The 26,989-nt window shown below is 70.6% G+C and carries 21 protein-coding genes; 12 read left to right on the top strand and 9 right to left on the bottom strand.

Features of this window, described 5'->3' with window-relative positions; translation table 11 throughout:
- Window positions 1-284 precede the first annotated feature (284 nt).
- Window positions 285-1,223, top strand: a complete 939-nt coding sequence (locus F9C12_RS35390) for a hypothetical protein (protein WP_409463337.1) — start codon at window positions 285-287, stop codon at window positions 1,221-1,223.
- 219 nt (window positions 1,224-1,442) lie between these two features.
- On the opposite strand, the gene F9C12_RS35385 is transcribed toward F9C12_RS35390, so the two are convergent.
- Window positions 1,443-3,068, bottom strand: coding sequence for an acyl-CoA synthetase (locus F9C12_RS35385; RefSeq protein ID WP_409186098.1), 1,626 nt, complete (start codon window positions 3,066-3,068; stop codon window positions 1,443-1,445).
- A 198-nt stretch (window positions 3,069-3,266) separates the two neighbouring features.
- Between F9C12_RS35385 and F9C12_RS35380 the strand changes: the two genes are divergently transcribed.
- The gene (locus tag F9C12_RS35380; protein ID WP_409463336.1) at window positions 3,267-4,961 is read left to right on the top strand and encodes a bifunctional 3'-5' exonuclease/DNA polymerase; all 1,695 of its coding nucleotides are present in this window, start codon (window positions 3,267-3,269) and stop codon (window positions 4,959-4,961) included.
- A gap of 618 nt (window positions 4,962-5,579) precedes the next feature.
- Here F9C12_RS35380 and hrpA read toward each other — a convergent pair.
- The 3 genes from hrpA to F9C12_RS35365 form a co-directional block, all read right to left on the bottom strand.
- On the bottom strand, window positions 5,580-9,467 hold the full coding sequence (hrpA, locus tag F9C12_RS35375; RefSeq protein ID WP_409463335.1) for an ATP-dependent RNA helicase HrpA: 3,888 nt from the start codon (window positions 9,465-9,467) through the stop codon (window positions 5,580-5,582).
- 75 nt (window positions 9,468-9,542) lie between these two features.
- Window positions 9,543-10,736, bottom strand: a complete 1,194-nt coding sequence (locus F9C12_RS35370; protein ID WP_409463334.1) for a cation:proton antiporter — start codon at window positions 10,734-10,736, stop codon at window positions 9,543-9,545.
- Window positions 10,737-10,777: 41 nt separating this feature from the next.
- Complete coding sequence (locus tag F9C12_RS35365; RefSeq protein WP_409463333.1) at window positions 10,778-11,095, bottom strand: hypothetical protein; 318 nt, start codon at window positions 11,093-11,095, stop codon at window positions 10,778-10,780.
- A 279-nt stretch (window positions 11,096-11,374) separates the two neighbouring features.
- Between F9C12_RS35365 and F9C12_RS35360 the strand changes: the two genes are divergently transcribed.
- Both F9C12_RS35360 and F9C12_RS35355 read left to right on the top strand, forming a co-directional pair.
- Entirely contained in the window at window positions 11,375-12,223 is an 849-nt protein-coding gene (locus F9C12_RS35360; protein WP_409463332.1) for a chitosanase, read from the top strand.
- Complete coding sequence (locus F9C12_RS35355; RefSeq protein WP_409463331.1) at window positions 12,187-12,771, top strand: L,D-transpeptidase; 585 nt, start codon at window positions 12,187-12,189, stop codon at window positions 12,769-12,771. The genes F9C12_RS35360 and F9C12_RS35355 overlap by 37 nt, the downstream gene beginning before the upstream one ends.
- Here F9C12_RS35355 and F9C12_RS35350 read toward each other — a convergent pair.
- The 3 genes from F9C12_RS35350 to F9C12_RS35340 are packed head-to-tail and all read right to left on the bottom strand — an operon-like array spanning window position 12,737 to window position 14,900.
- Entirely contained in the window at window positions 12,737-13,720 is a 984-nt protein-coding gene (locus F9C12_RS35350; RefSeq protein WP_409463330.1) for a PHP domain-containing protein, read from the bottom strand. The two genes, F9C12_RS35355 and F9C12_RS35350, sit on opposite strands and share 35 nt — an antisense overlap.
- A gap of 18 nt (window positions 13,721-13,738) precedes the next feature.
- Window positions 13,739-14,242 (bottom strand): metallophosphoesterase family protein, encoded by a 504-nt coding sequence (locus tag F9C12_RS35345; protein ID WP_409186090.1) that lies wholly within the window; start codon window positions 14,240-14,242, stop codon window positions 13,739-13,741.
- A gap of 4 nt (window positions 14,243-14,246) precedes the next feature.
- On the bottom strand, window positions 14,247-14,900 hold the full coding sequence (locus F9C12_RS35340) for a GntR family transcriptional regulator (RefSeq protein WP_409463329.1): 654 nt from the start codon (window positions 14,898-14,900) through the stop codon (window positions 14,247-14,249).
- A gap of 118 nt (window positions 14,901-15,018) precedes the next feature.
- Between F9C12_RS35340 and araD the strand changes: the two genes are divergently transcribed.
- Complete coding sequence (gene araD / locus F9C12_RS35335; RefSeq protein WP_409463328.1) at window positions 15,019-16,737, top strand: L-arabinonate dehydratase; 1,719 nt, start codon at window positions 15,019-15,021, stop codon at window positions 16,735-16,737.
- Window positions 16,738-16,885: 148 nt separating this feature from the next.
- Window positions 16,886-18,664, top strand: a complete 1,779-nt coding sequence (locus F9C12_RS35330; protein WP_409463327.1) for a VanW family protein — start codon at window positions 16,886-16,888, stop codon at window positions 18,662-18,664.
- Here the strand turns inward: F9C12_RS35330 and F9C12_RS35325 are convergent.
- Window positions 18,645-19,322, bottom strand: a complete 678-nt coding sequence (locus tag F9C12_RS35325; RefSeq protein ID WP_409463326.1) for a TetR/AcrR family transcriptional regulator C-terminal domain-containing protein — start codon at window positions 19,320-19,322, stop codon at window positions 18,645-18,647. The genes F9C12_RS35330 and F9C12_RS35325 overlap by 20 nt on opposite strands.
- A gap of 72 nt (window positions 19,323-19,394) precedes the next feature.
- Between F9C12_RS35325 and F9C12_RS35320 the strand changes: the two genes are divergently transcribed.
- The 5 genes from F9C12_RS35320 (at window position 19,395) to F9C12_RS35300 (ending at window position 23,968) form a co-directional block, all read left to right on the top strand.
- Complete coding sequence (locus F9C12_RS35320; RefSeq protein ID WP_409186085.1) at window positions 19,395-19,952, top strand: ester cyclase; 558 nt, start codon at window positions 19,395-19,397, stop codon at window positions 19,950-19,952.
- A 42-nt stretch (window positions 19,953-19,994) separates the two neighbouring features.
- Entirely contained in the window at window positions 19,995-20,765 is a 771-nt protein-coding gene (locus F9C12_RS35315; RefSeq protein WP_409463325.1) for an ABC transporter ATP-binding protein, read from the top strand.
- Window positions 20,741-22,327, top strand: a complete 1,587-nt coding sequence (locus tag F9C12_RS35310; protein ID WP_409463324.1) for a hypothetical protein — start codon at window positions 20,741-20,743, stop codon at window positions 22,325-22,327. Before F9C12_RS35315 ends, F9C12_RS35310 begins: the two co-directional genes overlap by 25 nt.
- A gap of 91 nt (window positions 22,328-22,418) precedes the next feature.
- Window positions 22,419-22,778 carry a YciI family protein gene (locus F9C12_RS35305; protein WP_409463323.1) on the top strand — a complete coding sequence of 120 codons (360 nt, stop codon included), beginning with the start codon at window positions 22,419-22,421 and terminating at the stop codon, window positions 22,776-22,778.
- Window positions 22,775-23,968 carry an RNA polymerase sigma factor gene (locus F9C12_RS35300; RefSeq protein WP_409463322.1) on the top strand — a complete coding sequence of 398 codons (1,194 nt, stop codon included), beginning with the start codon at window positions 22,775-22,777 and terminating at the stop codon, window positions 23,966-23,968. Before F9C12_RS35305 ends, F9C12_RS35300 begins: the two co-directional genes overlap by 4 nt.
- Window positions 23,969-24,376: 408 nt before the next feature.
- Here the strand turns inward: F9C12_RS35300 and F9C12_RS35295 are convergent, their stop codons facing one another.
- Window positions 24,377-25,729: a TrpB-like pyridoxal phosphate-dependent enzyme gene (locus F9C12_RS35295; protein WP_409463321.1), complete on the bottom strand. Its 1,353-nt coding sequence runs from the start codon at window positions 25,727-25,729 to the stop codon at window positions 24,377-24,379.
- Between the two features lie 208 nt (window positions 25,730-25,937).
- Here F9C12_RS35295 and F9C12_RS35290 point away from each other — a divergent pair, with 208 nt between their 5' ends.
- Window positions 25,938-26,717, top strand: a complete 780-nt coding sequence (locus F9C12_RS35290; RefSeq protein ID WP_409463320.1) for a PIG-L family deacetylase — start codon at window positions 25,938-25,940, stop codon at window positions 26,715-26,717.
- Window positions 26,718-26,989: the final 272 nt, after the last annotated feature.

The following is a 26,989-nucleotide window of genomic DNA, read 5'->3' as shown; positions in this document are numbered from 1 at the left end:
CCCGGCCTCTGGGGGCATGCCGGGCCACCGGTTCCAGGCGCGGCCGCCGGCCGGGCGCGGGGCGCGGTCCGCGCTGCCGGGGCCGAGGCTCCGGACGCGCCGGGGGCGGCGCGATCCGTCCTGGCCATGGAATCGCGACCGTGCAGGTCACGGCAATGGTTCACAGTTGCCAGTACTAGCCCGTTCGTCCGAATGGCACGGCGGTACAACCTGGTCGGGCGGCTGCTACCGTGCCTGTGTCGGACTCGGCACGGTCGGTTACCAGCGGGGGCGGGCGGCGGGACATGACGCAGCGGCATGCGGAGCACGCCGGTCCGGACACCGGCGAAGGTGCCCGGACCGCCTTCGCGAGCGCGCTGCGCGCCGCGATCGGAGCCAGCGGGCTTTCCCTGGACCGGATCCAGGCAAGGCTGCGCGCGCGAGGCGCGTCGGTCAGCGTCACCGCGCTCAGCTACTGGCAGTCGGGCAAACGGCAGCCGGAACGGGCCGGGTCGCTGTCGGCGGTGCGGGTGCTGGAAGAAATCCTCGACGTCCCGGACGGCGCGCTGCTCGGCCTGCTGCCGCCTCCTCGCCCGCGCGGCGCGAGCCGGCGGGACCGGGCGGGCGAGGAACCGGTCACGTTCACCCGCGAGATCCTGCAGCCGCTGCTGGAGCGCGTCGGCGCGCCCGACGCGCTCGACCAGCAGCACCAGCTGAAGCTGGTCGGATTGCACGACCGCTGCGACATCGCGGCCGACGGCGGCCAGATCTCGGTCACCTCGCGCGCGGTGTTCCAGTCCGGTGCGGACGGTCAAGACCGCTGGCTCCTGGTGTACGCACAGGGCGACGCGACGGCGGTGCCCGAGCTGCAACCGGTGCGCAACTGCCGCGTCGGACGCGCCGAAGTGGACGACGACCACGGCATCCTGGTGGCTGAACTGCTCTTCGACCGCGCGCTGGAACGCGGCGAAACGCACCTCATCGAGTACACCCTGCGCAACTCCGGGCCGCCGTACCCGCAATGCCGGGCGACGCATTACCGCGAATTCCGCCGCCCGGTCCGCGAGTACCTGCTGGAGATCCGCTTCGACCCGACCGCGGTGCCCGCCCGCTGCTGGCAATACGCGAACGCCACCGACGAAGCCCCCGCCCGCCGCCGGCTGCGGCTCGACAGCGGCAACGGCGTGCACGCGATCGCGCTGGACTTCGGACCGGGCATCTTCGGCATCGGCTGGGACTGGTGATCCTGGCTGCTGAGCGGATGCGGCAAATCCATGGTCGCGGCTGCGTTGACCGGCTCGCTTCCTTCGGTCGGCGCAGCTCTGGGGAGGTGTGCGTGGACGGCGCTGCCGGTCTGGTGCCGCAGGCCGGGGTCGCGGCATTCGCGCCGGACCGAACCGTCGGCACGGGTCGCCCGCTGAGGTCCGGGCTGTTCAAGATCCTTACGTCTCAGGCTTTTTCCCCTAGCTCAGCTTGGTCCGCAACACCTTCCCGGTAGCGTTGCGCGGCAACTCGTCCAGGAACTCCACGTCCCGCGGCACCTTGTAGCGCGCCAGGTTCGCCTTCACGTACTCGCGCACGCCCTCCTCGTCGAGCGTCGAGCCCTCCGCCCGCACCACGAACGCCTTGAGCCGCTCGCCGAACTCCGGGTCTTCGACGCCGATCACCGCCGCCTCCAGGACGTCTTCCCGCTCCACCAAGAGGTTCTCCACCTCGATCGGGAACACGTTCTCGCCGCCGGAGACGATCATCTCGTCGTCGCGGCCGTCGATGAAGAGCAGGCCGTCCTCGTCGAAGTGGCCGACGTCGCCGCTGGAGAGCAGGCCGTCGATGATCTCCTTGTTGCGGCCGTCGGTGTAGCCGCCGAAGCTGAGGCCGCTGCCGACGAACACCCGCCCGGTCACGTGCGGCTTGGTGATCTTCGTGCCGTGTTCGTCGTACAGCGCGACGCGGCAGCCGACCGGCGCGCGGCCGACCGTGCCCGGCGCGCGCTTCCAGTCCTCCGGCGTCGCGACCGTCGCCACCGCGACTTCCGTCGAGCCGTACAGGTTGTGCACGACGTCGCCGAACTGCTCGTTCGCCCGGTTGCCCAGATCCGGCGACAGCGCGGACCCGGCGACGAAGATGATCCGCAGGCACGACGTGTCGTACCGGTCGCGGACCTCCTTCGGCAGGTCGACGATCCGCTGCAGCATCGTCGGCACCAGGACGAGCGCGGTGCACCGGTGCTTCGCGACGCCCTTCAGCGTGGCCTCGGGGTCGAACTTCCGGCGCATCACCACCGTGCAGCCGAGCGCGAAGCTGAGGATGAACTGCGACAGCCCGGTGCCGTGGAACAGCGGCGCGCCCATGAAGGTCGCTTCGCCGGCGCGCAGCGGGATGCGGTCCAGGAACTGCGCCGACGCCAGCGCGGACGTGTGCGGTCGCGGCGCGCCCTTGGGGGTGCCAGTGGTGCCGCTGGTGAGCAGCACGAACCCGCCGGGTTTGGCCGGCGCGGGCAGCGGCCGGTCGTCGGTGCTGGCGACGATCTCGGCGAGCACCGGGATCTCGTGCCCGCCCGGTTCGTCCACCCAGGCCAAATACCGGTCGACGTCCTCGTCGATCGCGTCGAGCAGGCCGGTGAACTCCTGGTCGTAGACGAGCGCGGTGACGCCCTCGCGCTGGGCGACGTCGGCGAACTGCGGTTTGGCGAACCCGGTGTTCATCAGCAGCAGCCGCGCGCCGAGCTTGCCCGAGGCGGCCATCGTGAGCACCAGGCCGCGGTGGTCGCGGCACAGCGCGGCGATCACCGAATCGGGGCCGAGGCCGCGCTGCGACCAGGCGCGGGCGAGCGCGTTGGACTGGTCGTCGAGCTGCTTGAAGGTGAGCGGGCCGAGGTCGTCGACGATCCCCACGGCGGTCGCGTCGCGCCGGGCGGCGATGTGGTTCGCGCCGGCGAACGGGCCGTACTTGCGGATCGCGACGAGGGACCGCAGGCCCTCGTCCAGGCGGGGGAACGGCACCAGCCCGGCGCGGCGCATCACCTCGACGCTGCGCACGGTCTCGGTCAGCTTGCCGGCCACCTGGCCGGCCAGCTCGGCCACACTCATCCGGGCACCTCCATTGCTGCGGCGGGAGCGCCCACGCCGACGGCCTCCGTACCGCCGGTATGGGAGTTACTCGACAGTAAAGCAAGGCCCGGCCGCGCACCAGTGCCCGGCCGGGGCGGATCTTTCCGGCGCCGGTCGCGGACCGTCCGCTGGCATCGGCGTGCGGAAATTGTCGGTGCTGATCCGCACAATGTGACGGTGCAGGTGATCACCGGCCGGGAGGAGGACTCCGGCTACACGATCGAGGGCCCCGCGGGGACCCTCCGCGGGCTTTCGCGCGCCGGCTGGGCCGCCGAGGTGCGCAGGCTGGAGGCGGCCGAGAGCCCGCGCTGGGTGCTGCCCTCGGTCGAGGAGGTCTACCCGGCGCTGATCGAGGCCGGGGTGCGGCTGGGCCGGTGCCACGACCTGTCGCTCGCCGAAGGGCTGCTGCTCGCCTACGAGAGCCGGGAGGGCGAATCGCGCAGTTTGCGGGCGGCGTGGGCCCGGGCGAACGGCGAGGAACCGCCCGACGACGGCCCGGCCTTCGGCGAGGACGCGCAGCCCACGCTGTTCTCCCCGCGCGGCCCTGGCCTGCCGCCGGGAGTCACCGTCGCCGCCGCGGCCCGGCGGGTGCTGGCCGAACAGGAGAAACGCGTCGCCGCCACCGAGGCCCCCGCCCGGATGCGGCTGCTGCTCGCGGCCGAATCGGCGAGCGCGCTGGCCGCCGCGGAGATCTCCGCCGCCGGGCTGCCCTGGCGCGCGGACCGGCACCTGCAGTTGCTGGAAGAACGCCTCGGACCGCGCGTACCCGCCGGGCAGCGCCCGAAAGCCCTGGTCGACCTCGCGGCGAAAATCTCGGCGGCGCTGGGCGGGCGTCCGGTCAACCCCGATTCGTCGGCCAGCATCGTCCGCGCGCTGGCCAGGGAGGGCATCGAAATCCCGGCGGCGCGGAAGTACCTGCTGCGGGACATCGACCATCCCGCGGTCGCGCCACTGCTGGAGTACAAGGAACTGTCGCGGCTGCACTCGGCCAACGGCTGGGCATGGCTGGACGAATGGGTCTCCGACGGCAGATTCCGGCCGCACTACGTGGTGGGCGGCGTGGTGTCCGGCCGCTGGGCCACCCGGGGCGGCGGGGCGCTGCAGATCCCGCGCGCGTTGCGCTCGTGCGCGTCCGCGGACCCCGGCTGGAAACTCGTCGTGGCCGACGGCGCGCAACTGGAACCGCGAGTCCTCACCGCCCTGTCCGGCGACCGCCGCCTGGCCGAAGTCGCCGCGGCCACTGATTTGTACGCCCGCTTGGCGGAAGCCCTGTTCTCCGGCACCCGCTACGTCCCGCTCCGCCCCGGCGATACCCGAGACGACCGGTCCCGCGCGAAAATCGCCATGCTGTCCGCGATGTACGGCGGCACCTCTGGCGAGGCTGGGCCACTGCTTGCGTTGCTGCGCCAGCGTTTCCCGGACGCGGTGTCCTATGTGGAGCGAGCGGCCGCGGCGGGCGAACGAGGCGAACGGGTCCGCTCCCGGCTGGGCCGCACTTCTCCGGCCCCGTCCGCCGCCTGGCGCGCCTTGACCGGCGGACTCACCGAAGACGAGGCAACGGAAACCCGAGCGCGCCGAGCTTCGCGCAGCTGGGGACGGTTCACGCGGAACTTCGTGGTGCAAGCCAGCGCAGCCGATTTGACGGCGGTTCTGCTGGCTACTTTGCGCGGCCGGCTGCCGGAACCGGCGCACCTGGTGTTCTTCCTGCACGACGAGGTGATCGTGCACACGCCCGCCGAACTGGCGGACGAGGTCGCGGCGATCGTGGAGACGTCGATCCAGGAAGCGGCCCGGCTGGTGTTCGGGGAGGCGTGTCCGGTGCGGTTTCCGATGCACGCGAAACCGGTGGACACGTACGCGGAGGCCAAGTGAGGCGGGTGAGGCTCTGACCCTTTTCGCGCGGAGTGCGGAGGCTTCGCGCGGCGGACCTGCCAGGCGATCTCGGGCAGATTTTGGCCCTTCGCGTGGTGCTTGTGGCGGTTTGGCGAGCGCGGCCACGCAGGGCTACAGAATGCGGTCCCCTGGCGTGCTGCCGCCCACAACCGAGCTGCGTCGGCCTCGGCGGGTCGGTCAGCAACCGCTGCACGGCCGCCAGCAGCCGATGGTCGGCGACCTCGGGCGCGGCGCGCCATCTCGAGCCAGCGCGCCGTCCGACGTCCACGCAGGCACGCAGGCGTCGCGCAATGACGTTCAGGCGAACCGCCGCCCACAACCAAGCTGCGTTGCCCTCGGCGGCTCGGTCGAGCCAACGCGCCATCCGACATCCGCGCAAGCACACAGGTGTCGCGGAACGACGTTCAGGCCAATTGCCGCCCACAACTGAGCTGCGTCGGTCTCGACGGCTCGGTCAGCAGCCGATGGTCGGCGACCTCACGCACGATCCGCCGTCGAGCCAGCACCATCCGATGCCAGCGCGCGAACTCCGCGCAATGACGTTCAGGCGACCACCGCATCGCCTGGCACGACAGCACGCGGCTCAGGCCCGCACCGTCACGCTCCAGATGAAGCCAACGCCTCGTCCAGTGCCTTGGTGATTCTCTTCAACGACACCGGATGCGCCGTTCCCAGCGTCTGCGCGAAGAAGCTCACCCGCAGCTCCTCGATCATCCACCGCACCTCCGCCAGCGCGGGCGACGACGTCCCCGGCGGCAACGCGGCCACCGCGTCCTCGTACTCCTTCGTGATCCACGCGACGTCCGCCATCCGCTGCAGGTCTCGCGTCTGCTCCAGCGGCAGCTTCTCCAGCCGCCGCTCGATGCCGCGCAGGTACCGGACCACGTTCGGCAGCCGGGCGGCTCCCGTTTCCGTCACGAAGCCCGCGTGGACCAAGCCGTCCAGCTGGCGGCGGATGTCGGCCAGCGACTCGGCCGGGCCGCGGGTGTCGGCCAGGCGCGTTTCGACGTCGATGGCCGCGCGCAGGATTCGCTCGACCTCCGTCAGCACCTCCAGCACCTTCGGGTTCAAGCCTGCCCGCACCTTTTCCAGCAGTGCGGCGAAACCCGCCTCGTCCCACACGGGACCGCCCGCGGAGGCCATCAGTGCGTCGACCGCGCAGTCGACACAGTCCTCCAGCAGGCCCGCCACGCTGCCGTGCGGGTTGCGGTTCAGCACGAGTTTCGAGGAATTCGACAGCGACCGCGTAATGAACTTCATCGGCGAGTTCAGGTTCAGCCGCAGCATCCGCCGCGTGCCGGCCCACATCGCGTGTTGCTGTTCGGCGGGCGTGTCCAGCAGCCGCACGGCCACCGACGCACCTTCGTCCACCAGCGCCGGATACGCCTTCACGTCGTGGCCGCGCCGGGTCGAGGCGAACACCTTCGGCAGCTCGCCGAACGACGGCCGCACCAAGCCCGCCTTCTCGATGCTGTTGGCGGCCTTGGAAATCGTCTCCCGCACGCGCGGCGCGAGGCGGCGCTTCAGCTCGTCCAGGTCCTTGCCCTCGGCCACCTTCTTGCCGCGCTCGTCCACGACGCGGAAGGTGATCCGGAGGTGGTCCGGCACGGTCGAAAGGTCCCACGCCGAACGCGGGATGTCGATGCCGCGCATCGCGTGCAGCTCGTCGCCGAGGATGTCGAGCAGCGGACCGTCCGAAGGGGACATTCGCGTCAACGCGTCGGCCGCCGTGTCGGGAGCGGGAACGAAGTTGCGCCGCAACGCTTTCGGCAGCGATTTGATCAGTTGCGTCACCAGTTCGCCGCGCAGGCCGGGCACCTGCCAGTCGAAACCGTCCGGCGTCACCTGGTTCAGCACCGGCAGCGGGATGTGCACGGTCACGCCGTCGGCATCGGCACCGGGCTCGAACTGGTAGGTGAGCTTGAAAACGTGCGTGCCCTGGGTCCACGAGTCCGGGTAGTCCGATTCGCGGACCGCGCCCGCGACCTCGTTGATGAGCATGGACTTCTCGAACGACAGCAGGTCGGGCTCGGTCCGCCGCGCCTTCTTCCACCAGCTGTCGAAGTGCCGCACGGACACGACGTCCTCGGGCACCCGCGCGTCGTAGAACTCGAACAGCGTCTGGTCGTCCACCAGGATGTCGCGCCGCCGGGCGCGGTTCTCCAGGTCCTCGACCTCGTCCAGCAGCGCGCGGTTCTCGGCGAAGAACCGGTGGTTGGTGTGCCAGTCGCCCTCGACCAGCGCGTGCCGGATGAACAGCTCGCGCGAGACCTCCGGGTCGATCCGGCCGTAGTTCACCCGCCGGTCGGCGACCAGCGGCACGCCGTACAGCGTCACCTTCTCGGTCGCCATCACCGCGCCTTGTTTGCGCTCCCAGTGCGGCTCCGAATACGAACGCTTCACGACGTGCTGCGCGAGCGGTTCGACCCAGTCCGGCTCGATCCGCGCGTTGACCCGGCCCCACAGCCGCGACGTCTCGACCAGCTCGGCCGACATCACCCAGCGCGGCTGCTTCTTGAACAGCGCCGAACCGGGGAACACCGAGAACCGCGCCCCGCGCGCGCCGAGGTAGTCGCCCTTCGCCGGGTCCTTGAGCCCGATGTGCGACAGCAGCCCGGAAATCAGCGCCGTGTGCACGTGCTGCGGATCGGCGGGCGTGGTGCTGAGCGTGATGCCGAGCGGTTTGGCGAGCTGGCGCAGCTGGCCGAAGATGTCCTGCCACTCGCGGATCCGCAGGTAGTTCAGGTACTCGGCGCGGCACATCCGGCGGAACTGGTTGCCGGTCAACGTCTTCTGCTGTTCGCTGACGTAGTCCCACAGCTTGAGGTAGGAGAGGAAGTCCGATGTCGGATCGGCGAACCGGGCGTGCTGCGCGTCGGCGGCCTGCTGCTTCTCCGCCGGCCGCTCGCGCGGGTCCTGAATGGACAGTGCGGCGGCGATGATCATCACCTCGCGCACGCAGCCGTTGCGCGCCGCCTCCAGCACCATCCGGCCCATCCGCGGGTCCACCGGCAGCAGGGCGAGCTTGCGGCCGACCTCGGTGAGCTTCGAGGAATCGCCTGCCTCGAACGCGCCGAGTTCCTGCAGCAGCTGCACGCCGTCGGCGACCTGGCGGCGGTCCGGCGGCTCCACGAACGGGAACGCGGCCATGTCGCCGAGGCCGAGCGACGTCATCTGCAGGATGACCGACGCCAGGTTCGTCCGCAGGATCTCCGGATCGGTGAACTCCGGCCGCGACGCGAAGTCCTCCTCGGAGTACAGCCGGATGCAGATGCCGTCCGAGGTGCGCCCGCAGCGGCCCTTGCGCTGGTTCGCCGACGCCTGCGAAATCGCCTCGATCGGCAGCCGCTGCACCTTCGTGCGGTGGCTGTAGCGCGAGATGCGCGCGGTGCCCGGGTCGATCACGTACTTGATCCCGGGCACGGTCAGCGACGTCTCCGCGACGTTCGTGGCCAGCACGATCCGCCGTCCGGTGTGCCGCTGGAACACGCGGTGCTGGTCGGCCGCGGACAGCCGCGCGTACAGCGGAAGCACCTCGGTGTTGCGCAGCTCCAGCCGGTTCAGCACGTCCGCGGTGTCGCGGATCTCGCGTTCGCCGGAGAGGAACACGAGGATGTCGCCGGGACCCTCGCCGGACAGCTCCTGGACCGCCTCGGCGATCGCCTGCGTCTGGTCGCGGTCCGGGTCGGCCTCGGGGTCGTCCGGGTCCGCGAGCGGGCGGTAGCGCACCTCGACCGGGTAGGTCCGGCCGGAGACCTCGACGATCGGCGCGTCGTCGAAATGCCGCGAGAACCGCTCCGGGTCGATGGTCGCCGAGGTGATGATCACCTTCAGGTCGGGGCGGCGCGGCAGCAGCTGCTTGAGGTAGCCGAGGATGAAGTCGATGTTGAGGCTGCGCTCGTGCGCCTCGTCGATGATCAGCGTGTCGTACTGGCGCAGCATCCGGTCGGTCTGGATCTCGGCCAGCAGGATGCCGTCGGTCATCAGCTTGACCAGGGTGTCCTGGCCGGACTGGTCGGTGAACCGGACCTTGTAGCCGACGGTGTCGCCCAGTTCGGTCTTCAGCTCGCTGGCGATCCGGTCGGCGACCGTGCGCGCGGCCAGCCGGCGCGGCTGGGTGTGCCCGATCTGCCCGCGCACGCCGCGGCCCAGCTCGAGGCAGATCTTCGGCAGCTGCGTGGTCTTGCCCGACCCGGTCTCCCCCGCGACGATCACCACCTGGTGGTCGCGGATAGCGTCGCCGATCTCGTCCTTGAGCCGGCTGACCGGCAGCTCGGCCGGGTACTCGATCTTCGGCACGCTTTCGCGGCGCTGCTGCACGCGCAGCAGCGCCGTTTCGACGTCGGCGGCGATGCGCTCGGCCGCCTGCTGCTTGTCGCGAGCCCGGCGCGCGCCGTCGAGACGACGGCGGAGCCGGTGCTCGTCGCGCAGCATCAACTCGGGCAGCTGGGCGCGCAGCTCTGCGAGGGAAGATGGAGTGGACATACTTAGGCCAAGGATAGCCGTGCGTGACCGGCGTGGCTTCCGAATATGCCGCGAGCGACAGCCCGGCGGCCCGGCTCACCGCGCCGGAGCCGGGCGCGTCCCGGCGAGCTTGGCCGGAAGCAGCCAGGTCAGCCGGTCCGAGCGGAGCACGGCGAGCGGTCCGATCACCGCCAGGAGCAGCACGTACCCGGCGACGAACGGGGCCACCCGCGAGTCCAGCCCGGCGGCGGTCGCCATCGTCGCCAGGACCAGCGAGAACTCGCCCCGGGTGAGCACGGTCAGGCCGATGTTCACGCCTTCGGCCCGGTCGAAGCCGTGCAGCCGGGCGGCGAACGCTCCGGCGGCGAGGTTGAGCACCAGCGTCAGCGCGACCGCGGCGAGCACCGGGAGGACGACCGTGCCGACCGCGCCCGGGTCGATCGACAGCCCGAAGATGAAGAAGAACAACGCGCCGAACGCGTCCCGCAGCGGCAGCACCAGTTTGTGCACCCGCGGCGCGACCTGGGAATTGCCCAGCATCATGCCGACCATGAACGCGCCGATCGCGTCGGACACGCCCACCTCCTCGGCCACCGCGGCGCCGAGCACGGCCACGCCGACGAAGCAGACGGTGAGCAGTTCGTCGTCCGCCGAGCCGAACAGCCGGGACACGACCCGCCCGCCCCACCGCGCGAGCGCGGCGAGCACGAGCAGGAAGCCGAACGCCTTGCCGAAGTCGGCGAGCGCCGCGCCGAAGCCGTCCGCACCGCTGAGCACCGGCTGCAGCAGCGCCAGGTACAGCGCGAGGAAGAGGTCTTCCAGCACGACGATGCCCATGATCAGGCGGGATTCCCGGTTGCTCGTCCGCCGGGTTTCCAGGAGCAGTTTGGTGACGATGGCCGAGGACGAGATGCCGATCGCGCCGGCGATCACCAGCGCCTCGCGCGTGCCCCAACCGAGCGCGAAGCCGAACGCGAGCCCGCCGCCGATGTTGAGCACGAGGTACGCGAGCCCCGCGCCGGCGAGTCTGGCGCCGCCGCGGGCGAGGTCGTCGAGCGAGAACTCCAGTCCGAGATAGAAGAGCAGGAACACGAGACCGAGCCCGGCCAGCACGCCGAACTCGGCCGGATCGTCCACAAGGGACAGTCCGGGGGTGTGCGGGCCGAAGACGAAACCGGCCAGCATGAACAGGGGAATCGTGGGCAGCCCGATCCGGGCGCCGACGCGGGCGAGGGCGCCGGCGGCGAGAAACGCGCCGCCGACGGCCAGCAAAGCATGACCGTTGCTCATGAAATCCTCCGGAGAGCCGGGTACAGGCGGGAACCGAGTGCTCAGCGATCCGGAGGAGCCCGCGCCGCGGCGGGCACGGGCGCGCGGTCCAGTTCGACCGGAGGCGCGGCGGAAAACGGGACGGTGCACCAATCCGGCCGGGCGAGGCGGATCTCGCCCGGCGCGTCGGCGAGCGGCAATGGGTGCGCGGCGACGAGGTGCGAGCCCTGTTCCTGGACCAGGACGGGTTCGGCGCCGGGCGGACGCGGGCCCGCCGGTCCCGGCCCGGGGACCGCGACGCCGAGCAGCAGCAGCGCGGCGAGTGCCACGACGAGGATGGACCGGTGCCGCGGCGCGGGAGCGGCGGCAGCAGTCGTCATCTCGAGACGAGTTTACCATGTCTTTAATCTGCGCCGACGGCATCGGATTGAGTCCACAATAGACAGAATGGTGCCGGATCCCCTGCTTCCGCCCGCCTTCAGGCGATTCTCAATGTCCACAGTGGACTACAACGGTTCATCTCCGGGAAAAATCTTCGTATCCCTTGCCTCGCCGCTTCACGCTCGGTTATCGTGGCGCTACGCCGCAGCAGTACCCGGAACCGGTCCATTCGCCGGTCCGGCCGCCTTGCCCACGTACCGCGGAAAGGGATTCCCCTCATGCGCAAGACGATGCGGCCCACGCTGGTCGCCGGTCTCACGGCTGCCTCGGCCCTCGCTCTCGTCCTCGGCACTCCCGCTCTCTCGGCCGCCGCCGCGCCCGCCCCGCTCGCCGCCTCGGCGTCAATGCGGGGATCCGGCGGCGACCTCGCGTCTCCGGAGAAGAAGGAGATCGCGATGCAGCTGGTGTCGAGCGCGGAAAACTCGTCGCTCGACTGGAAGAAGCAGTACTCCTACATCGAGGACATCGGCGACGGCCGCGGCTACACCGCGGGCATCATCGGGTTCTGCTCCGGCACCGGCGACATGCTCGAACTGGTGCGGGCCTACACCCAAGCCGTGCCGGACAACCCGCTGGCGAAGTTCCTGCCCGCGCTGGAGAAGGTCAACGGCTCCGATTCGCACGAGGGTCTCGGCTCGGCCTTCGAAAGCGCCTGGAAGGAAGCCGCGGGCACCGAGGAGTTCCAAGCCGCGCAGAACAGCGAGCGCGACCGCGTGTACTTCGATCCGGCGGTGAACCAAGGCAAATCCGACGGTCTCGGCGCGCTCGGCCAGTTCATCTACTACGACGCCATCGTGATGCACGGCCCCGGCACCAGCACCGACAGCTTCGGCGGCATCCGCGACGCCGCGCTGTCGAAGGCGAAGCCGCCGGCACAGGGCGGCGACGAAACCGCGTACCTCAAGGCGTTCCTCGACGCGCGCAAGGTGGTCATGAAGAAGGAAGAAGCGCATGCGGACACGTCCCGCGTCGACACCGAGCAGCTGGTGTTCCTCAACGACGGCAACCTCGATCTGCACACGCCGCTGAAGTGGAAGGTCTACGGCGACCCGTACGAGATCAACTGAGCGCGCAGCAGGTTCTCGCGGTCACTGCGCACAGCGCGTCCGCGTGGGACCACGACGGCGACCGCTGGGTACGGGCACTCGGTCCGTACCCAGCGGAAGTCGGCGCGGAAGGAATCGGCGTCGCGCGCGAAGGACTTTCCCGTACCCCGGCCGGAACCTGGCCGCTCACCGAAGCGTTCGGCATCGCCCCGAACCCCGGCACCCGGCTCCCCTACCGGCAAGTGTCCACTTCGGACTGGTGGGTGTCCGATGTGCACTCCCCGCGGTACAACACGCATTACCGAGGCGCCTCCGGCCCGTTCGACGAAGCCGCCGGAGAGAACCTCGGCGCGGCAGGTCCGGCGTACACGCACGCGGTGGTGATCGACTACAACCGCTCGCCGGTCGTGCCCGGCGCCGGTTCGGCGTTCTTCCTGCACGTGGCCACCGGCGGGCCGACCGCGGGCTGCGTCGCGCTGGCGCTGGACGACCTCATCGCCGTCCTGCGCTGGCTCGATCCGGCGCGAAAGCCCGTCATCGCACTAGCTGATCGGCCGTCCGCGTGTTGATCACCCGATCCGGCCCGATGCCCGCCTTTTCCGCGCGCTCGCAGCCGTAACCCTGCCAGTCGAGCTGGCCGGGCGCGTGCGCGTCGCTGTCGATCGCGAACTCGCAGCCCAGCTCGACCGCTTGGCGCAGCAACCGCATCGGCGGGTCGAGCCGGTCCGGCCGCGAGTTGATCTCCACCGCCACGCCGTTCTCGCGACACGCGGTGAACACCTTCTCCGAGTTGAACTGCGACTCCGGCCTGCTGCGTCCGCCGACCAGCCGTCCCGTGCAGTGCCCCAGCACGCGGACGTGCGGGTTCTCGATCGCGGCCAGCATCCGCGGCGTCATCTCCCGCGCGGGCATCCGCAGCTTCGAGTGCACGCTCGCCACCACGAAGTCGAGCCGGTCCAGCAGCTGCTCGGTCTGGTCGAGCGCGCCGTCGTCGAGGATGTCGACCTCGATGCCGTGCAGCAGCCGAAACGGTGCCAGCTGCTCGTTCACCCGCGCGACCTCGTCCATCTGCGCGCGAAGCCGTTCCGCGGACAGGCCGCGCGCGACAGTCAGCCGTGGCGAATGGTCGGTGAGCACGATCCACTCGTGGCCCAGGTCGCGGGCCGTCTCGGCCATCTCGAGGATCGGGCTGCCGCCGTCGGACCAGTCGGAGTGCGTATGACAGTCGCCGCGAAGCGCGGTACGCAGCGCACCGCCGTCCGGCAGCGTGCTTTTAGGCAGCTTCGCCGCGTACGCGGGCGTACGGTCGTGCCACGCGTCCTCGATGACCCCAGCTGTGGCCTTGCCGATCCCCTTCAACGCCTGAAGCGACTTCGCACCGACGCGCGCCGCGAGTTCGTCCTCGGACAACCGCTCGACCACCGCGGCGGCCTGCCGGAAGGCGCGCACCCGGTAAGTCGGTTCACCGGCGCGTTCGAGCTGGAAGGCGATGTCGCGCAGGGCACGGGCCGGGTCCATGACTCCTGTTCTACCCGCTCAGCCGCGCCGAGGCAGCTCGTGCAGCTCGACCTGGTCCAGCCGGCCGTCGCGGATCTCGGCGGTCTGATAGGTGCAGAACGGCTGCCGCCGCCGGTCGGTGGGCGAACCGGGGTTGAGCAGCCGCAGCCCGCCGGGCGTCACCGTGTCCCACGGGATGTGGCTGTGCCCGAAGATCAGCACGTCGACGTCCGGGTACAACGCGTCGCAGCGTGCCTCGCGCCCCTTCGCGTCACCGGTCTCGTGGACGACCGCCAACCGCACGCCCTCCAGCGTCTCCCTGGCGACCTCGGGCAGGCGTTTCCGCAGTTCAGGACCGTCGTTGTTGCCGTACACGCCGATCAGCCGGGCGCTGCGGGCCTCAAGAGCGTCGAGAGTGTCCACGTCGACCCAGTCGCCCGCGTGCACCACGACGTCGGCCTGCGCGACTTCGTCCCAGACCTGCGCGGGCAGCTCCTTCGCCCGCTTCGGCAGGTGGGTGTCCGCGACGAGCAGCAACCGCACGTCGTCACTCCTCCCCGAGCGCTTCGAGCACGTGGTCGAGGAACGCCGCGATGTGCGCGCGCAGCAGCTCGGCCGCGCCGTCCTCGTCGCCCTTCTTCGCGGCGGCGAGCACTGCCTTGTGCTCGTTCCATTCCTTGCGCCAGCTGGGATTCGCGTCCCAGCCGACCACGGTGATCAGCGCCGCCCGGTCGCGCAGATCGTCCAGCATCGAGACCATCAGCGGGTTGCCGCAGCCGGCGTACAGCGCGCGGTGGAACCGCCGGTTCAGCAGGCTCAACGTGGTCTGGTCGGCGTCCGCGGCCGACGCTTCCTTGAGGATCTGCGAAGCCTCCTCGAACGACTCGCGGTCCGAAGCCCGCACCGCGCGGCGCAGCGCTTCGGGCTCCAGCACCATCCGCACGTCGTAGACCGAGCGCGCCAGCGCCGCGTCGACCACGCACACCGACGCGCCCTTGTACGGGCTGAACGTGACCAGCCCGGTGTTGGACAGCACCTTGAGCGCCTCGCGCACCGGCGTCTTCGAGACCCCGAGCCGCGCGGCCAGCTCCGCCTCCACGAGCGGCTGGCCGGGCACCAGCTCGCGGGCGAGAATGCCGCGCCGGATCTCCTCCAGCACCACCTCGGTGCGGGAGGCGGGGAGGCTGAACGTGGACGGCATGCCGACCCTCCTGGCTTTCGCGCTCGTCCCCGCACATTCAACCAGGCGGGCGTCTCCGAGCGTCGACACGTACGATCATATATCAGATGCTATCCGTCGACCGAGAGGACGCGCAGCGATGAAGGCACCCGAGGACCTGCGCAGCCACCGCTGGTTCGGCGGCGACGACCTGCGGAATTTCAGCCACCGCACCCGCGCCCGGCAGCTCGGCTACGAGCCGGGAGAGCACCTCGGCAAGCCGGTGATCGGCATCCTCAACACCTGGAGCGACATCAACCCCTGCCACCAGCACCTGCGCGAACGCGCGGAGCAGGTCAAGCGCGGCGTGTGGCAGGCGGGCGGCTTCCCGCTGGAGTTCCCGGTGGCGACGCTGTCGGAGACCTATCAGAAGCCGACGCCGATGCTGTACCGGAATCTGCTGGCGATGGAGACCGAGGAACTGCTGCGGTCGTATCCGGTCGACGGCGCGGTGCTGATGGGCGGCTGCGACAAGACCACCCCGGCGCTGCTGATGGGCGCGGCGAGCGCCGGGCTGCCGTCGATTTTCGTGCCCGCCGGCCCGATGCTGCGCGGAAACTGGCGCGGCGAGGTGCTCGGCAGCGGCACCGACATGTGGAAGTACTGGGACGAACGGCGCGCGGGCACGATCGGCGACCGGGAGATGGCCGAGCTGGAACGCGGTCTCGCCCGCTCCCCCGGCCACTGCATGACGATGGGCACCGCGTCGACCATGACCTCCGCCGCCGAGGTGCTCGGGCTGACGCTGCCCGGCGCGGCCTCGATCCCGGCGGTCGATTCCGCGCACCACCGGATGGCCGCGGCGAGCGGCGCGCGAATCGTGGGCATGGTGTGGGAGGACCTGACGATCGCGAAGATCCTCGACGAACGCGCGTACGCCGACGCGATCACGACCGTGCTGGCGCTCGGCGGGTCGACCAACGCGGTGATCCACCTGATCGCGATGGCCGGGCGCAGCGGGATTTCGCTGTCCCTGCGGGATTTCGACGAGATCGCGCGCCGGGTGCCGGTGCTGGCCAACATCCGGCCGGGCGGCGACTGGCTCATGGAGGACTTCTACTACGCGGGCGGCCTGCCCGGCCTGCTGTCCCGCTTGACCGACCTGCTGCACCTGGACCGGATCACCGTCACCGGGCGTCCGCTCGCCGATTCCCTCGCCGACGCCCGCGTGCACAACGACGACGTGATCCGCCCGCGCGACAACCCGGTCGCCAGCGAAGGCGGAGTAGCCGTGCTGCGCGGCAACCTCGCGCCCGGCGGCGCGGTGATCAAGCACATCGCCGCCGACCCCGCCCTGCTCACGCACACCGGTCCGGCAGTGGTGTTCGACAACTACGCGGATCTGAAAAAGCGCATCGACGATCCGGAGCTGGGCATCACCGCCGATTCCGTGCTGGTGCTGCGCGGATCCGGTCCGCTCGGCGGCCCCGGGATGCCCGAGTACGGCATGCTGCCGATCCCGGCGCACCTGCTGGAACAAGGCGTGCGGGACATGGTGCGGATCTCCGACGCCCGGATGAGCGGGACCAGCTACGGCGCGTGCGTGCTGCACGTGGCGCCGGAATCGCACGTCGGCGGGCCGCTCGCGCTCGTCCGCGACGGCGACCTGATCACCCTGGACGTGCCCGCGCGGACGTTGCGGCTGGAGGTGGACGACGCCGAGCTGGAGCGGCGTCTCGCTTCGTGGGCCGCCCCTGCGCCCCGATTCGAACGGGGCTACGGTGCCCTCTACGCGGAGCACATCACGCAGGCCGACGAGGGCTGCGACTTCGACTTCCTGGCCCGCGCCGGAGCCAATCCGGAGCCGGACGCCGGGTGAGGGTCGTGAGCGCCGATCACGGCAAGAACCGGGATCGCCGCTCACGACACAGGGTGACCGGTTTGTTCCGCTGGGGGCAGTAGTCCGGCATGTCCGGCTCGGCCCGTACGCTGTGCCCCTGACCGCAGCGAATCGAAGGGGTCGTGAGGTGCAGTACGAACCGCGCTGGCCGGAAACCGACAGCGACCAGACCGAGATCCTGCCGGTCGTGGCGCCGGAGGAGCCTCCGTCCCCGCCGCGCCGGCGCGGCCTGCGCAAGGCGGGCTGGATCAGCGGAGGCGTGCTTGGCGTGCTGGTCGTGGCCTACCTCATCGACCTGCTGACGAGCCAGGGCCGGGTGCCGCGCGGCGTCGTCGTGGCCGGCGTGGACGTCGGCGGGCTGGAGCGGCCGGTCGCCGAACGCGAGCTGCGCGGGAAGATCGAACCCCGGCTCACCCAGCCGCTCACCGTCACCGCGGGCAACGCGCACACCAAGCTGTCGCCGACCGAGGCCGGGCTGGGGCTCGACTGGAGCGGCACCCTCGACCAGGCGGGCGACCAGCCGGTGAATCCCTTCACCCGGCTCGCGTCGTTCTTCAGCACCCGGGAACTGGGCGTCGTGTCGCACGTCGAGGCCGCGAAGCTCGACCCGGCGCTCGAGGACCTGCGCGGCCGCGTCGACCGGGAGCCCGCCGAGGGCACGATCCGGTTCGACGGCACCACGCCGGTCGCGGTCCCGCCGCAGACCGGGCAGAAGCTGGACGTCCCGGCGGCGCGGGCGAAGGTGCTCAGCGGCTGGGCTTCGGGCAGCGAGCTGACGCTTCCGGTCGCGCCGACGCCGGTGCGCACCACCCCGGAAGGCGTTCAGCGCGCGCTCACCGAGTTCGCCAAGCCCGCGGTGTCCGCGCCGATCATCGTCAAGGGCGAGGGCGCGGACGCGACGCTGACGCCGGAGCAGATCGCCGGAGCGCTCACGTTCGTCCCGGGCGACGGCGGCGGCCTCGCCCCGCAGATCGACCCGAAGAAGGTCACCGACGCGCTCGCGCCGCAGCTGAAGTCCACCGAGCAGGAGGGCAAGGACGCGGCGATCGCGTTCTCCGGCGGGAAACCGGTCGTCGAGCCGTCCGCGGACGGCAACACGGTCGACTGGGAGCAGAGCCTCAAACCGCTGCCGAACACGCTGAAGCAGACCGACAGCCGCGAGCTGAAGGCGATCTACAAGAAGACGCCGGCGAAGGTCACCACCGAGCAGGCGAACAAGCTCGGCGTCAAGGAAGTCATCGGCGAGTTCACCACCGGCGGGTTCGCGCCCGACTCCGGCACGAACATCCGCGTGGTCGCCGAGAAGGTGAACGGCGCGATCGTGAAGCCGGGAGAAACGTTCAGCCTCAACGGGTTCACCGGCCCGCGCGGGCGCGCGCAGGGCTACGTCGAGGCGGGCGTGATCGAGAACGGCGCGCCGGCCCGCGAGGTCGGCGGCGGCATTTCGCAGTTCGCCACCACGCTGTACAACGCCGCGTACTTCTCCGGGATGAAGGACGCCGGGCACAAGGAACACAGCTACTACATCAGCCGGTATCCGGCCGCGCGCGAGGCGACGGTGTTCCAGAATCCCAACGGCGCCAGCGTGATCGACCTGAAGTTCACCAACGACTCGGACACCGGCGTGGCGATCCAGACCATCTGGACGCCGTCGTCGATCACGGTGAAACTGTGGGGCACCAAGCGGTACACCGTCGAATCGGTCCCCGGCGAGCGGACGAATCCGACGCCGCCGCCGACGAAACCGGGTCCGGCGGAGAACTGCCACGCGTCCAACGGCGCGCCCGGGTTCACCGCGAGCGACACCCGGATCCTGCGCGACGCCTCGTCGGGCCGGGAAGTTTCGCGGCACACGCGGTCGGTCCGCTACAACCCGCAGCCGAAGATCACCTGCGGGGAACAGTGAGTCGCTGCATCGTGGCGGCCACCGCTAGATCGACGGCGAAGGAGAACTCCGCTTCGTGATCGCACCGCGCCAGATGCGGCGCGGATTCGACCACGGCGGGAAGCCCGGTCTGCTCCAATTCGGTGCGGCGACGGGCGATTCCGGCTTCGTCGGTGACGCCGAACGCCGGTCCCGCACCGGCCTCGCGCAGGAGCGAGCCGACGACGACCGACAGAAGCGAGCGCAGCAGGTGCACCGCCTCCTCGGGGGACGCGCCTGCCTTGCGCAGCACCGAAAGCACCGCCTCGACCGGGGCGAGCGCGGCGATCGACGGCAACTGCCTGGTCAGCACCAGCGCCGCGGCCTGCGGATGCGCGCGCGTGGCTTTCCGGAAGGACTGGGCGATCGCGCGCAGGTCTTCCTCGGGCTGCCCGGTCGGCTCCGGGAGGTCGATTCCGCCGAGCACGTGCCCGGCGACGGCGTCGAGCAAGGCTTCCTTGCCGTCGATGTGGTGATAGAGGCTCTTCGCGTCCACGCCAAGCCGTTGCGCGACGGTCCGCATGCTCACCGCTGCCGCTCCGCCGGCGTCGACTGCTTCCAGCGCGGCGGTCAGGATCGCCTCCCTCGACAGCCTGGCGTCTCCCTTGCGCGGGCGTCCCCGGCGGGTCGTGGTGTTCACGGCTCCATCATGGCGCACTTGCGTTAAATCCACAGCGTGGGTTAAATTGCGGCTTCCGGTTTGGAGGAACCCGTGGACCCGTTGGCCATCCCCGCGCCCGAAGTGCTGCGTGCCCGGCACAAGCTCGTCCTCGACCACTTCCGCGACGAGGTGCGCCAGGACTGGGACGACGTGCTCGCGACGTTCCCGCATCCGCACTACGAGATCGTCCCGACGATGACCGTGCACGACGGCGATGCCGCGGTGCGCGGGTACTACGACGAAACGCGCCGCGCGTTTCCCGATCAAGACCACGAAATCATCGCGCTGCGGCACAGCGCCGACGCGGTGATCGTCGAGTTCTGGCTTCTCGGCACCCACCGCGGGCCGCTCGGGAAGATCCCGCCCACCGGGCAGCGGTTCCGGGTCCGGATGACCGCGTACTTCCTCTTCGACGCGGACGAACAGCTGGTGTGCGAACGGATTTACTTCGACACGCTCACCATGCTCCGCCAATTGCTGCGCGCCTGCGACATCCGGAAACCCGCCTCGTGGCCCAAGCTCGTGCGCGCGGTGCGCGGGCTGCTGGCGATGTCCGGCGATCCGGATCCGCGGCTTTCCGAGACCACTCCGCCCGCTTTTTGTCGGTGACCCCGCGTACAGTCGGGCGCACACCACGGGAAGGGGGAACCGGTGTCCGACGACGCGGCCATGGGGCTTTACGGACTCACCAAACGGTTCGGGACAACGCTGGCAGCAGACGACGTGCGGCTGGAAGTGCCGCGCGGGTCGTTCTTCGGCCTCGTCGGCCCCAACGGAGCCGGGAAAACGACGTCGCTGTCGATGGCGGTCGGCTTGCTCCGGCCGGATTCCGGCGAGGCGCGCGTGTTCGGCGTGGACGTCTGGCGGGAACCGGAACGGGCGAAAAGCCTGATCGGCGTTCTTCCGGACGGATTGTCCATTCCGGAACGGCTCACCGGGCGGGAACTGCTGACGTACATGGGCCTGCTGCGCGGGCTCGCGCCGGACACGGTCGCCGAACGCGCCCAGGAACTGCTCGGCGTGCTGGAGCTGACGGACGCCGAGCGCACCCTCGTCATCGACTATTCCGCGGGCATGCGCAAGAAAATCGGCCTCGCGACGGCGCTGCTGCACGGCCCCCGGCTGCTGGTGCTGGACGAGCCGTTCGAGGCGGTGGACCCGGTTTCGGCGTCGACCATCCGCACGATCCTGCAGCGGTTCGTCGCCTCCGGCGGCGCGGTGGTGCTGTCGAGCCACGTGATGGCGTTGGTGGAACAGCTGTGCAGCCACGTCGCGGTGATCACGCGCGGCCGCGTCGTCGCCGCGGGCGCGGTGGCCGACGTGCGGGGCGAAGGCACGCTGGAGGACGCGTTCGTGCACATCGTCGGCGGGCGGACCAGTGGAGCGGAGGGGCTGGCGTGGTTGGCGTCCTCGTCCGACTGAAGCTGCGGGTCCTGCGCAATTCGCTGCGCGGGCGGCAAATCGCCGGAATGATCGTCGGCGGCCTCTTCGGCCTGCTGGCGGCTCTGGTCACCATCGGCATCGCGGTGTTCCCGGCTCCGGAAGCGCGGATCACCGTGGACCTGCTCACCTCGGTCTACGCGGTGTGGATGGCGGGCTGGGTGCTCGCCCCGATCGCGACCGGCGGCGGGGACGACACGCTGCGGCCGGAACACTTCGCGCTGCTGCCGATCGGCTGCCGCAAGCTGGCGGTCGGGCTGCTCGCGGCGAGCTTCGTGGGCGTCACCGCGCTGGTGAGCCTGCTGGCGTTCCTCGGGTTGGTGTTCTACGGGCTGCGGTTCGGCCCCGGCGCCGCGCTCGTCGGCCTCGTGTTCACCGTGCTGCAGCTGGCGTTCGTGGTGCTGCTGTACCGCGTGGTGATGGCCGCGCTGGGTGCGCTGCTGACGTCGCGCAAGGGCAAGGAACTGGGCATCATCCTGGTGGCGCTCACCGGGTTGTCCGGCGTCGCGGTGAACTACGTGATCAACAGCGTCGCCCCGGCGATCGTCAACGGCCAGCTGCCCGGTTTCGTCAGCGTCGTGCACGCACTCCCGTCCGGCTGGGGCACGCTCGCGGTGCACGCCGCCGGGACCGGCGAATGGGGCACCGCCGGCGGTCTCTTCGCCGCATTGCTCGGTGTCGTGGCGGTTCTGGTCGTGCTCTGGGGCGCGTTGCTGGCCCGCCAGGTCACCACGCCGTCCTTCCGCGGCGCCTCCCGCACCCGCGCGAAAGCCACTCGCACGCGGCGCAGCCTGCTGCCTTCGACGCCAGTGGGCGCCGTGGCGCGCAAGGAGCTTTTCACCTGGTGGCGGGACGCCCGCCGACGCGTCGCCCTGCTGTCGACGCTCCTCATCGGGTTCGTCATCACCGTCGTGCCAGCCCTGTCCGGCGGCGGTGGCCGGTCGGTGATGCTGCCGTATTTCGGTGTCGCAGTGGTGCTTTTCGCCTCCATGCAGTCCGGCAACCTGTACGGAATGGACGGCAGCGCCCTGTGGCACACGCTGGTCGTCCCCGGCGCCGAACGCGCGGACATCCGCGGCCGCCAACTGGCGTGGGCGCTCATCGTCGCCCCGGTGGCGGTGGTGCTGGCCCTGGTTTTGCCCGGCGTCACCGGCGTCCCGGACGCGTACCCGTGGGTCCTCGGCCTGGTGCCGGCAACGCTGGGCGCCGGCGCCGGGGTCCTGATGCTGCAATCCGTCTTCCTGGCCTTCCCGCTTCCGGACCAACGCCGCAGCGGCAGCCCGTGGTCGTCCGGCGGGCGGCCCGGATGCGCCCGGGCCGCCCTGATGCTGGCGACCACGCTGCTCATCGTGCTCGGTGCGTTGCCGGTGGTGGCGCTGTGCGTGGCCGGGAAGCTCGCGGACCTTCCGGTGCTGCAGTGGCTGGGCATCCCCGCCGGGATCGCGACCGGCATCGCGCTCGCGTGGTGGTGGGGTCGGCTCGCCCAGCAACGGCTGGCGGCGCGGGGCCCGGAGCTGCTGGCGACCGTCTCCAAAGAACGGTGACAGGTTTTTCCCGCGTTTTTTGCCGACGTGTCGAAAGGCGGAGCGCGCGTTCGTAGCCAAGGCAAGAGACCCCCTGGTCGAGGAGTTCGCGATGAAGCAGTACCTGCTGGCCGTCCACGCAGACGAAACGACGCTGGAGACCGGTGCCGAACTGGCCGCCCAGATGGCCCGCACCGGCAAGGTCACCGACGACATGAAAGCGGCCGGCTCCTGGGTGTTCGTCGGCGGTCTGCGCCCCTCGCACGCCAGCACCGTGGTCCGTCCCGCGAACGGCGGCGTCACGATGACCGACGGCCCGTTCGCCGAAACGAAGGAGCAGCTCGCCGGATTCTGGGTAGTCCAATGCGCGGACCTGGACGAGGCCCTGTCCTGGGCGGACAAGTGCGCGCAGGCTTGCGGCAGCCCCGTCGAAGTACGCCCGTTCGCCGACGGCCCGGAGGACGTCGCGTGACGCTGGACGCGGTCTACCGAGCCGAGTACGGCCGCTGCGTCGCCACCCTGGCCCGCCTCCTCGGCGACATCGGACTGGCCGAGGAGGCGGTGCAGGACGCCTTCGCCACCGCCGTCACCGCCTGGGCCGAGTCCTGGCCGGCCAATCCGGGCGCCTGGATCGTGACCACCGCCCGAAACCGCGCGATCGACCGCCTGCGCCGGGAATCCACCCGGGAGGCCCGGCACGCGCAAGCCCTGCTCCTCCACCAGCCCGACGAACCAGCAGAGGCGGGCCCCGTGCGCGACGACCAGTTGCGGATGATCTTCACCTGCTGCCACCCGGCCCTGTCGCCGCTGGCGCAGACCGCCCTCACCCTGCGCCTGCTGGGCGGCCTGGAGACCGCCGAGATCGCCCGTGCGTACCTGGTGCCGGAACCGACGATCGCCCAGCGCATCGTGCGGGCCAAGAAGAAAATCCGCGACGCGGGCATCCCGTACCGGGTCCCCGACGAGGCCGCCCTGCCCGACCGCCTCGCCTCCGTGCTCACGGTGCTCTACCTGGTGTTCAACGAGGGCTACACCTCGACTTCCGGCCCCCTGGTGCGAACGGACCTGTGCCTGGAAGCCGTGCGGCTGACGCGTGCCCTGGCCGACCTGATGCCGGACGAACCGGAAGTCCAAGGCCTGCTGGCCCTGCTCTTGCTGATCGAAGCCCGCCGCCCGGCCCGCGTCGATTCCTCGGGCGACCTGGTAGTGCTGGCCGAGCAGGACCGCTCGCTGTGGAACCAGTCCCTGATCGCCGAAGGCCACGCCCTGGTAAAGCAATGCCTGCGCCGCGGCCAGCCCGGGCCATACCAGCTGCAAGCCGCGATCAACGCCGTCCACACCGACGGCGCCGCGACGGACTGGCCGCAAGTACTGGCCCTCTACGACCAGCTCCTGGCCCACACCCCGACCGCCGTCGTCGCCCTGAACCGCGCCGTCGCGGTAGCCGAAGTCCACGGCCCGGAACTGGCCCTGGCCCTGGTGGACGAACTGGACTTGCCCGGCTACCACCTGCTGCCCGCCACCCGAGCAGACCTCTTGTCCCGCCTGGGCCGCACGGCCGAAGCGGAGGCCGCTTATACCGAGGCGATCGTGTTGGCAACCAACGAGACTGAGCGAACGTTCCTGGAAACGCGCCGGTCCCGCCTCGCCGAGGATGTCTGAACGCCGTCAGCCGCACCAGCGCAGGTACGCCCAGACACAGTTCGCTTGCTGGGCCTCGGCTTGCCCGAGACAGCGCCAGGCACCGCTCATGCACCAGCGCAGGGCGCGCGCGTCGATCGGCAGGTACGCGCCGCCCAGGTCAACCTGCTAGCGCACGCTACAAATTATCCTCCTCCCCCGCCAGCTTCCACTTTCCGCCGCCCGGCGCCGAACGACAGCAATTCCATCGACCAGCCCACGAGCACCCGCCACAGCTAGGTTCGGCAGGGTTCTGCTTCCGCCCAAGCAGCCCCAGCCGTCCCTGCCCGCGCACCAGCCAGCCGTGCACTCCCTGCCAGCCCTCTAGCGCAGCTTCGTCTGTCCGCTAACTCCCGTAGCCTCTCCTCTCCAATCCGCCACCCGCGCCCCTCAAGGAAGCGCCGCCAGTGATTCCTCCAGTGCCGTGTCCGGCAGTTCGTTGTCCACCATGTCCCCCGCCAGATACGCGCCGTACGCGGGGAGGTCGAGGTGCGCGTGTCCGCAGAGTGCCGTCAGGATCACCTTCTCTTCGCCAGTCTCCTTGCAGCGCAACGCTTCCTGAATGCACGCGGCCAGTGCGTGCGTCGGTTCGGGCGCGGGAATGATGCCTTCCGTGCGGGCGAACTGCACCCCCGCTGCGAAACACTCCTGCTGGCCGATCGCGAGCGCCTCGATGAGGCCCAGTTCGTAAATGTGCGAGATCAGCGGCGACATCCCGTGGTAGCGCAGGCCGCCGGCGTGGATCGGGTCCGGGATGAAGCCGTGGCCGAGCGTGTGCATTTTCAGCAGCGGCGTGAGACCGGCGGTGTCGCCGAAGTCGTAGGCGTAGCGGCCGCGGGTGAGGGTCGGGCAGGCCGCCGGTTCGACCGCGCGGATCACCGGGTTCATCCGGCCGGCCAGTTTTTCCCGCAGGAACGGGAAAGCGAGCCCGCCGAAGTTGGAGCCGCCGCCGGTGCAGCCGACGAGCACGTCCGGGGTGTCCCCGGCCAGTTCGAACTGCCGGAGCGCTTCCTCGCCGATGACCGTCTGGTGCAGCAGCACGTGGTTGAGCACGCTTCCCAGCGCGTACCGCGCACCCGGATCCGCCGCGGCCTGCTCGACCGCCTCGCTGATCGCGATTCCGAGGCTGCCCGTCGACCGCGGGTTCTCCGCCAGGATCGCCCGTCCAGCGGCAGTCCGGTCCGATGGACTCGGGTACACCTGCGCGCCGAACGTCTCCATCATCAGCTTGCGGTACGGCTTCTGGTCGTACGACGCCCGCACCTGCCAGACCTCGCAGGAAAGCCCGAACGTCGCGCACGCGAACGCCAGCGCGCTCCCCCACTGCCCGGCGCCGGTCTCGGTGGTGAGCCGCGTGACGCCCTCGGCCGCGTTGTAGAACGCTTGCGGCACAGCGGTGTTCGGTTTGTGCGAGCCGACCGGGCTGACGCCCTCGTACTTGTAGTAGATCCGGGCCGGGGTCCCGAGCGCCTTCTCCAGCCGGCGGGCGCGGTAGAGCGGGGACGGACGCCAGAGCCGGTAGACGTCCCGGACTTCCTCGGGAATGTCGACGTAGCGCTCGGTGGCGACTTCCTGCTCGATGAGCGCCCGCGGGAACAGCGGGGCCAGGTCCTCGGGCCCGACGGGCTCGCGGGTTCCCGGGTGCAGCGGCGGAGGCGGCGGCTCGGGCAGGTCCGGCACCACGTTGTACCACTGCGCCGGGAGATCGGCCTCGTCCAGGATGTATTTCGTTCGTTCTGCCATGACGCCTCCTCGGTCGGCGGAACCCAACGTAAGCCGGGCGGCGGGAGAAGCCAAGCGCCGGAGCGCGCGAGGGGACCCCTCGCGCGGATAAAGCGGCAGGTCCACCCGTGTGGGCGACCTGTCCACAATGGAGGGTGTGGCTGCTTTTCCGGAAGCGGTTTTCCGCGGGCGCCGGTTTTTGTCGGTGGGTGCCGGTAGGTTCGTGGGCATGGCGACATTGGTGACGTTCCACGCCCATCCGGACGACGAGGCGATCATGACCGGCGGCGTGATGCGCAAGGCGGCTGACGAGGGCCACCGGGTGGTGCTCGTGGTGGCCACGCGCGGAGAAAAGGGCGAGATCCCCGAAGGCCTGCTCGACGACGGCGAGCAGCTAGCGGACCGCCGGGTGCGGGAAACGCACGAGGCGGCCGAGGTGCTGGGCGTCTCGCGCGTGGAGTTCTTGGGATACCAGGACTCCGGGATGATGGGCGACCCGTCGAACGACGCTCCGGGCACGTTCTGGACCGCCCCGGTGGAGGAAGCGGCGGAGCGGCTGGCAGCGATCCTGCGCGAGGAGTCGGCCGACGTGCTGACGGTGTACGACGACTTCGGCGTCTACGGCCACCCGGACCACATCCAGGTCCACCGCGTAGGCATGCGCGCGGCCGAACTCGCGGGCACGCCGCGGGTCTACCAGGGTTCGGCGAACCGGGACCAGATCCGCCGAGCCGCCGAAGCCGCACGCGCAGCGGGCGAAGAGGGCGGCCCGGACGAGGAGATGGCCATCGGCAAACCGGAAGCCGAACTGACCGCCGAGGTGGACGTCAAGGCCTACCTGAAGGCGAAGCGGGCGGCGATGCGCGCGCACCGGAGCCAGATCAGCGAGGAGTCGTTCTTCCTGGCCCTGCCGGACGACAAGTTCGGCGAGGCATTCGGGACGGAATGGTTCATCCGGGAAGGACAGGGACCGGGGGTGACGGAGACGGATCTGATGAAGGGCCTCTGACCGGGCTGGGGCGAGTCGCCGGGAGCAGGGGCCGGGGCGGGGTGTGGGTCCGGGATGGGCTGGCTTGTGCTTTGGGCGAACCGACGGACGTGCGTTGCCGCCGCGAACAGCGGGGCGGGCGGGGTGCGGGTGTGCGAGGGCCTGGGCGAATCGACGGACGCGCGTTGCCGCCGCGAACAGCGGGGCGGGCGGGGTGCGGGTGTGCGAGGGCCTGGGCGAATCGACGGACGCGCGTTGCCGCCGCGGGCGGCGGGGCGGGCGGGGTGCGGGTG

It is taken from the genome of Amycolatopsis sp. GA6-003 (assembly GCF_046267895.1).
Taxonomy (GTDB): Bacteria; Actinomycetota; Actinomycetes; order Mycobacteriales; family Pseudonocardiaceae; genus Amycolatopsis.
Note: the sequence above shows the minus strand (reverse complement) of the source record. Positions and strands in the feature narration are given on the sequence as shown.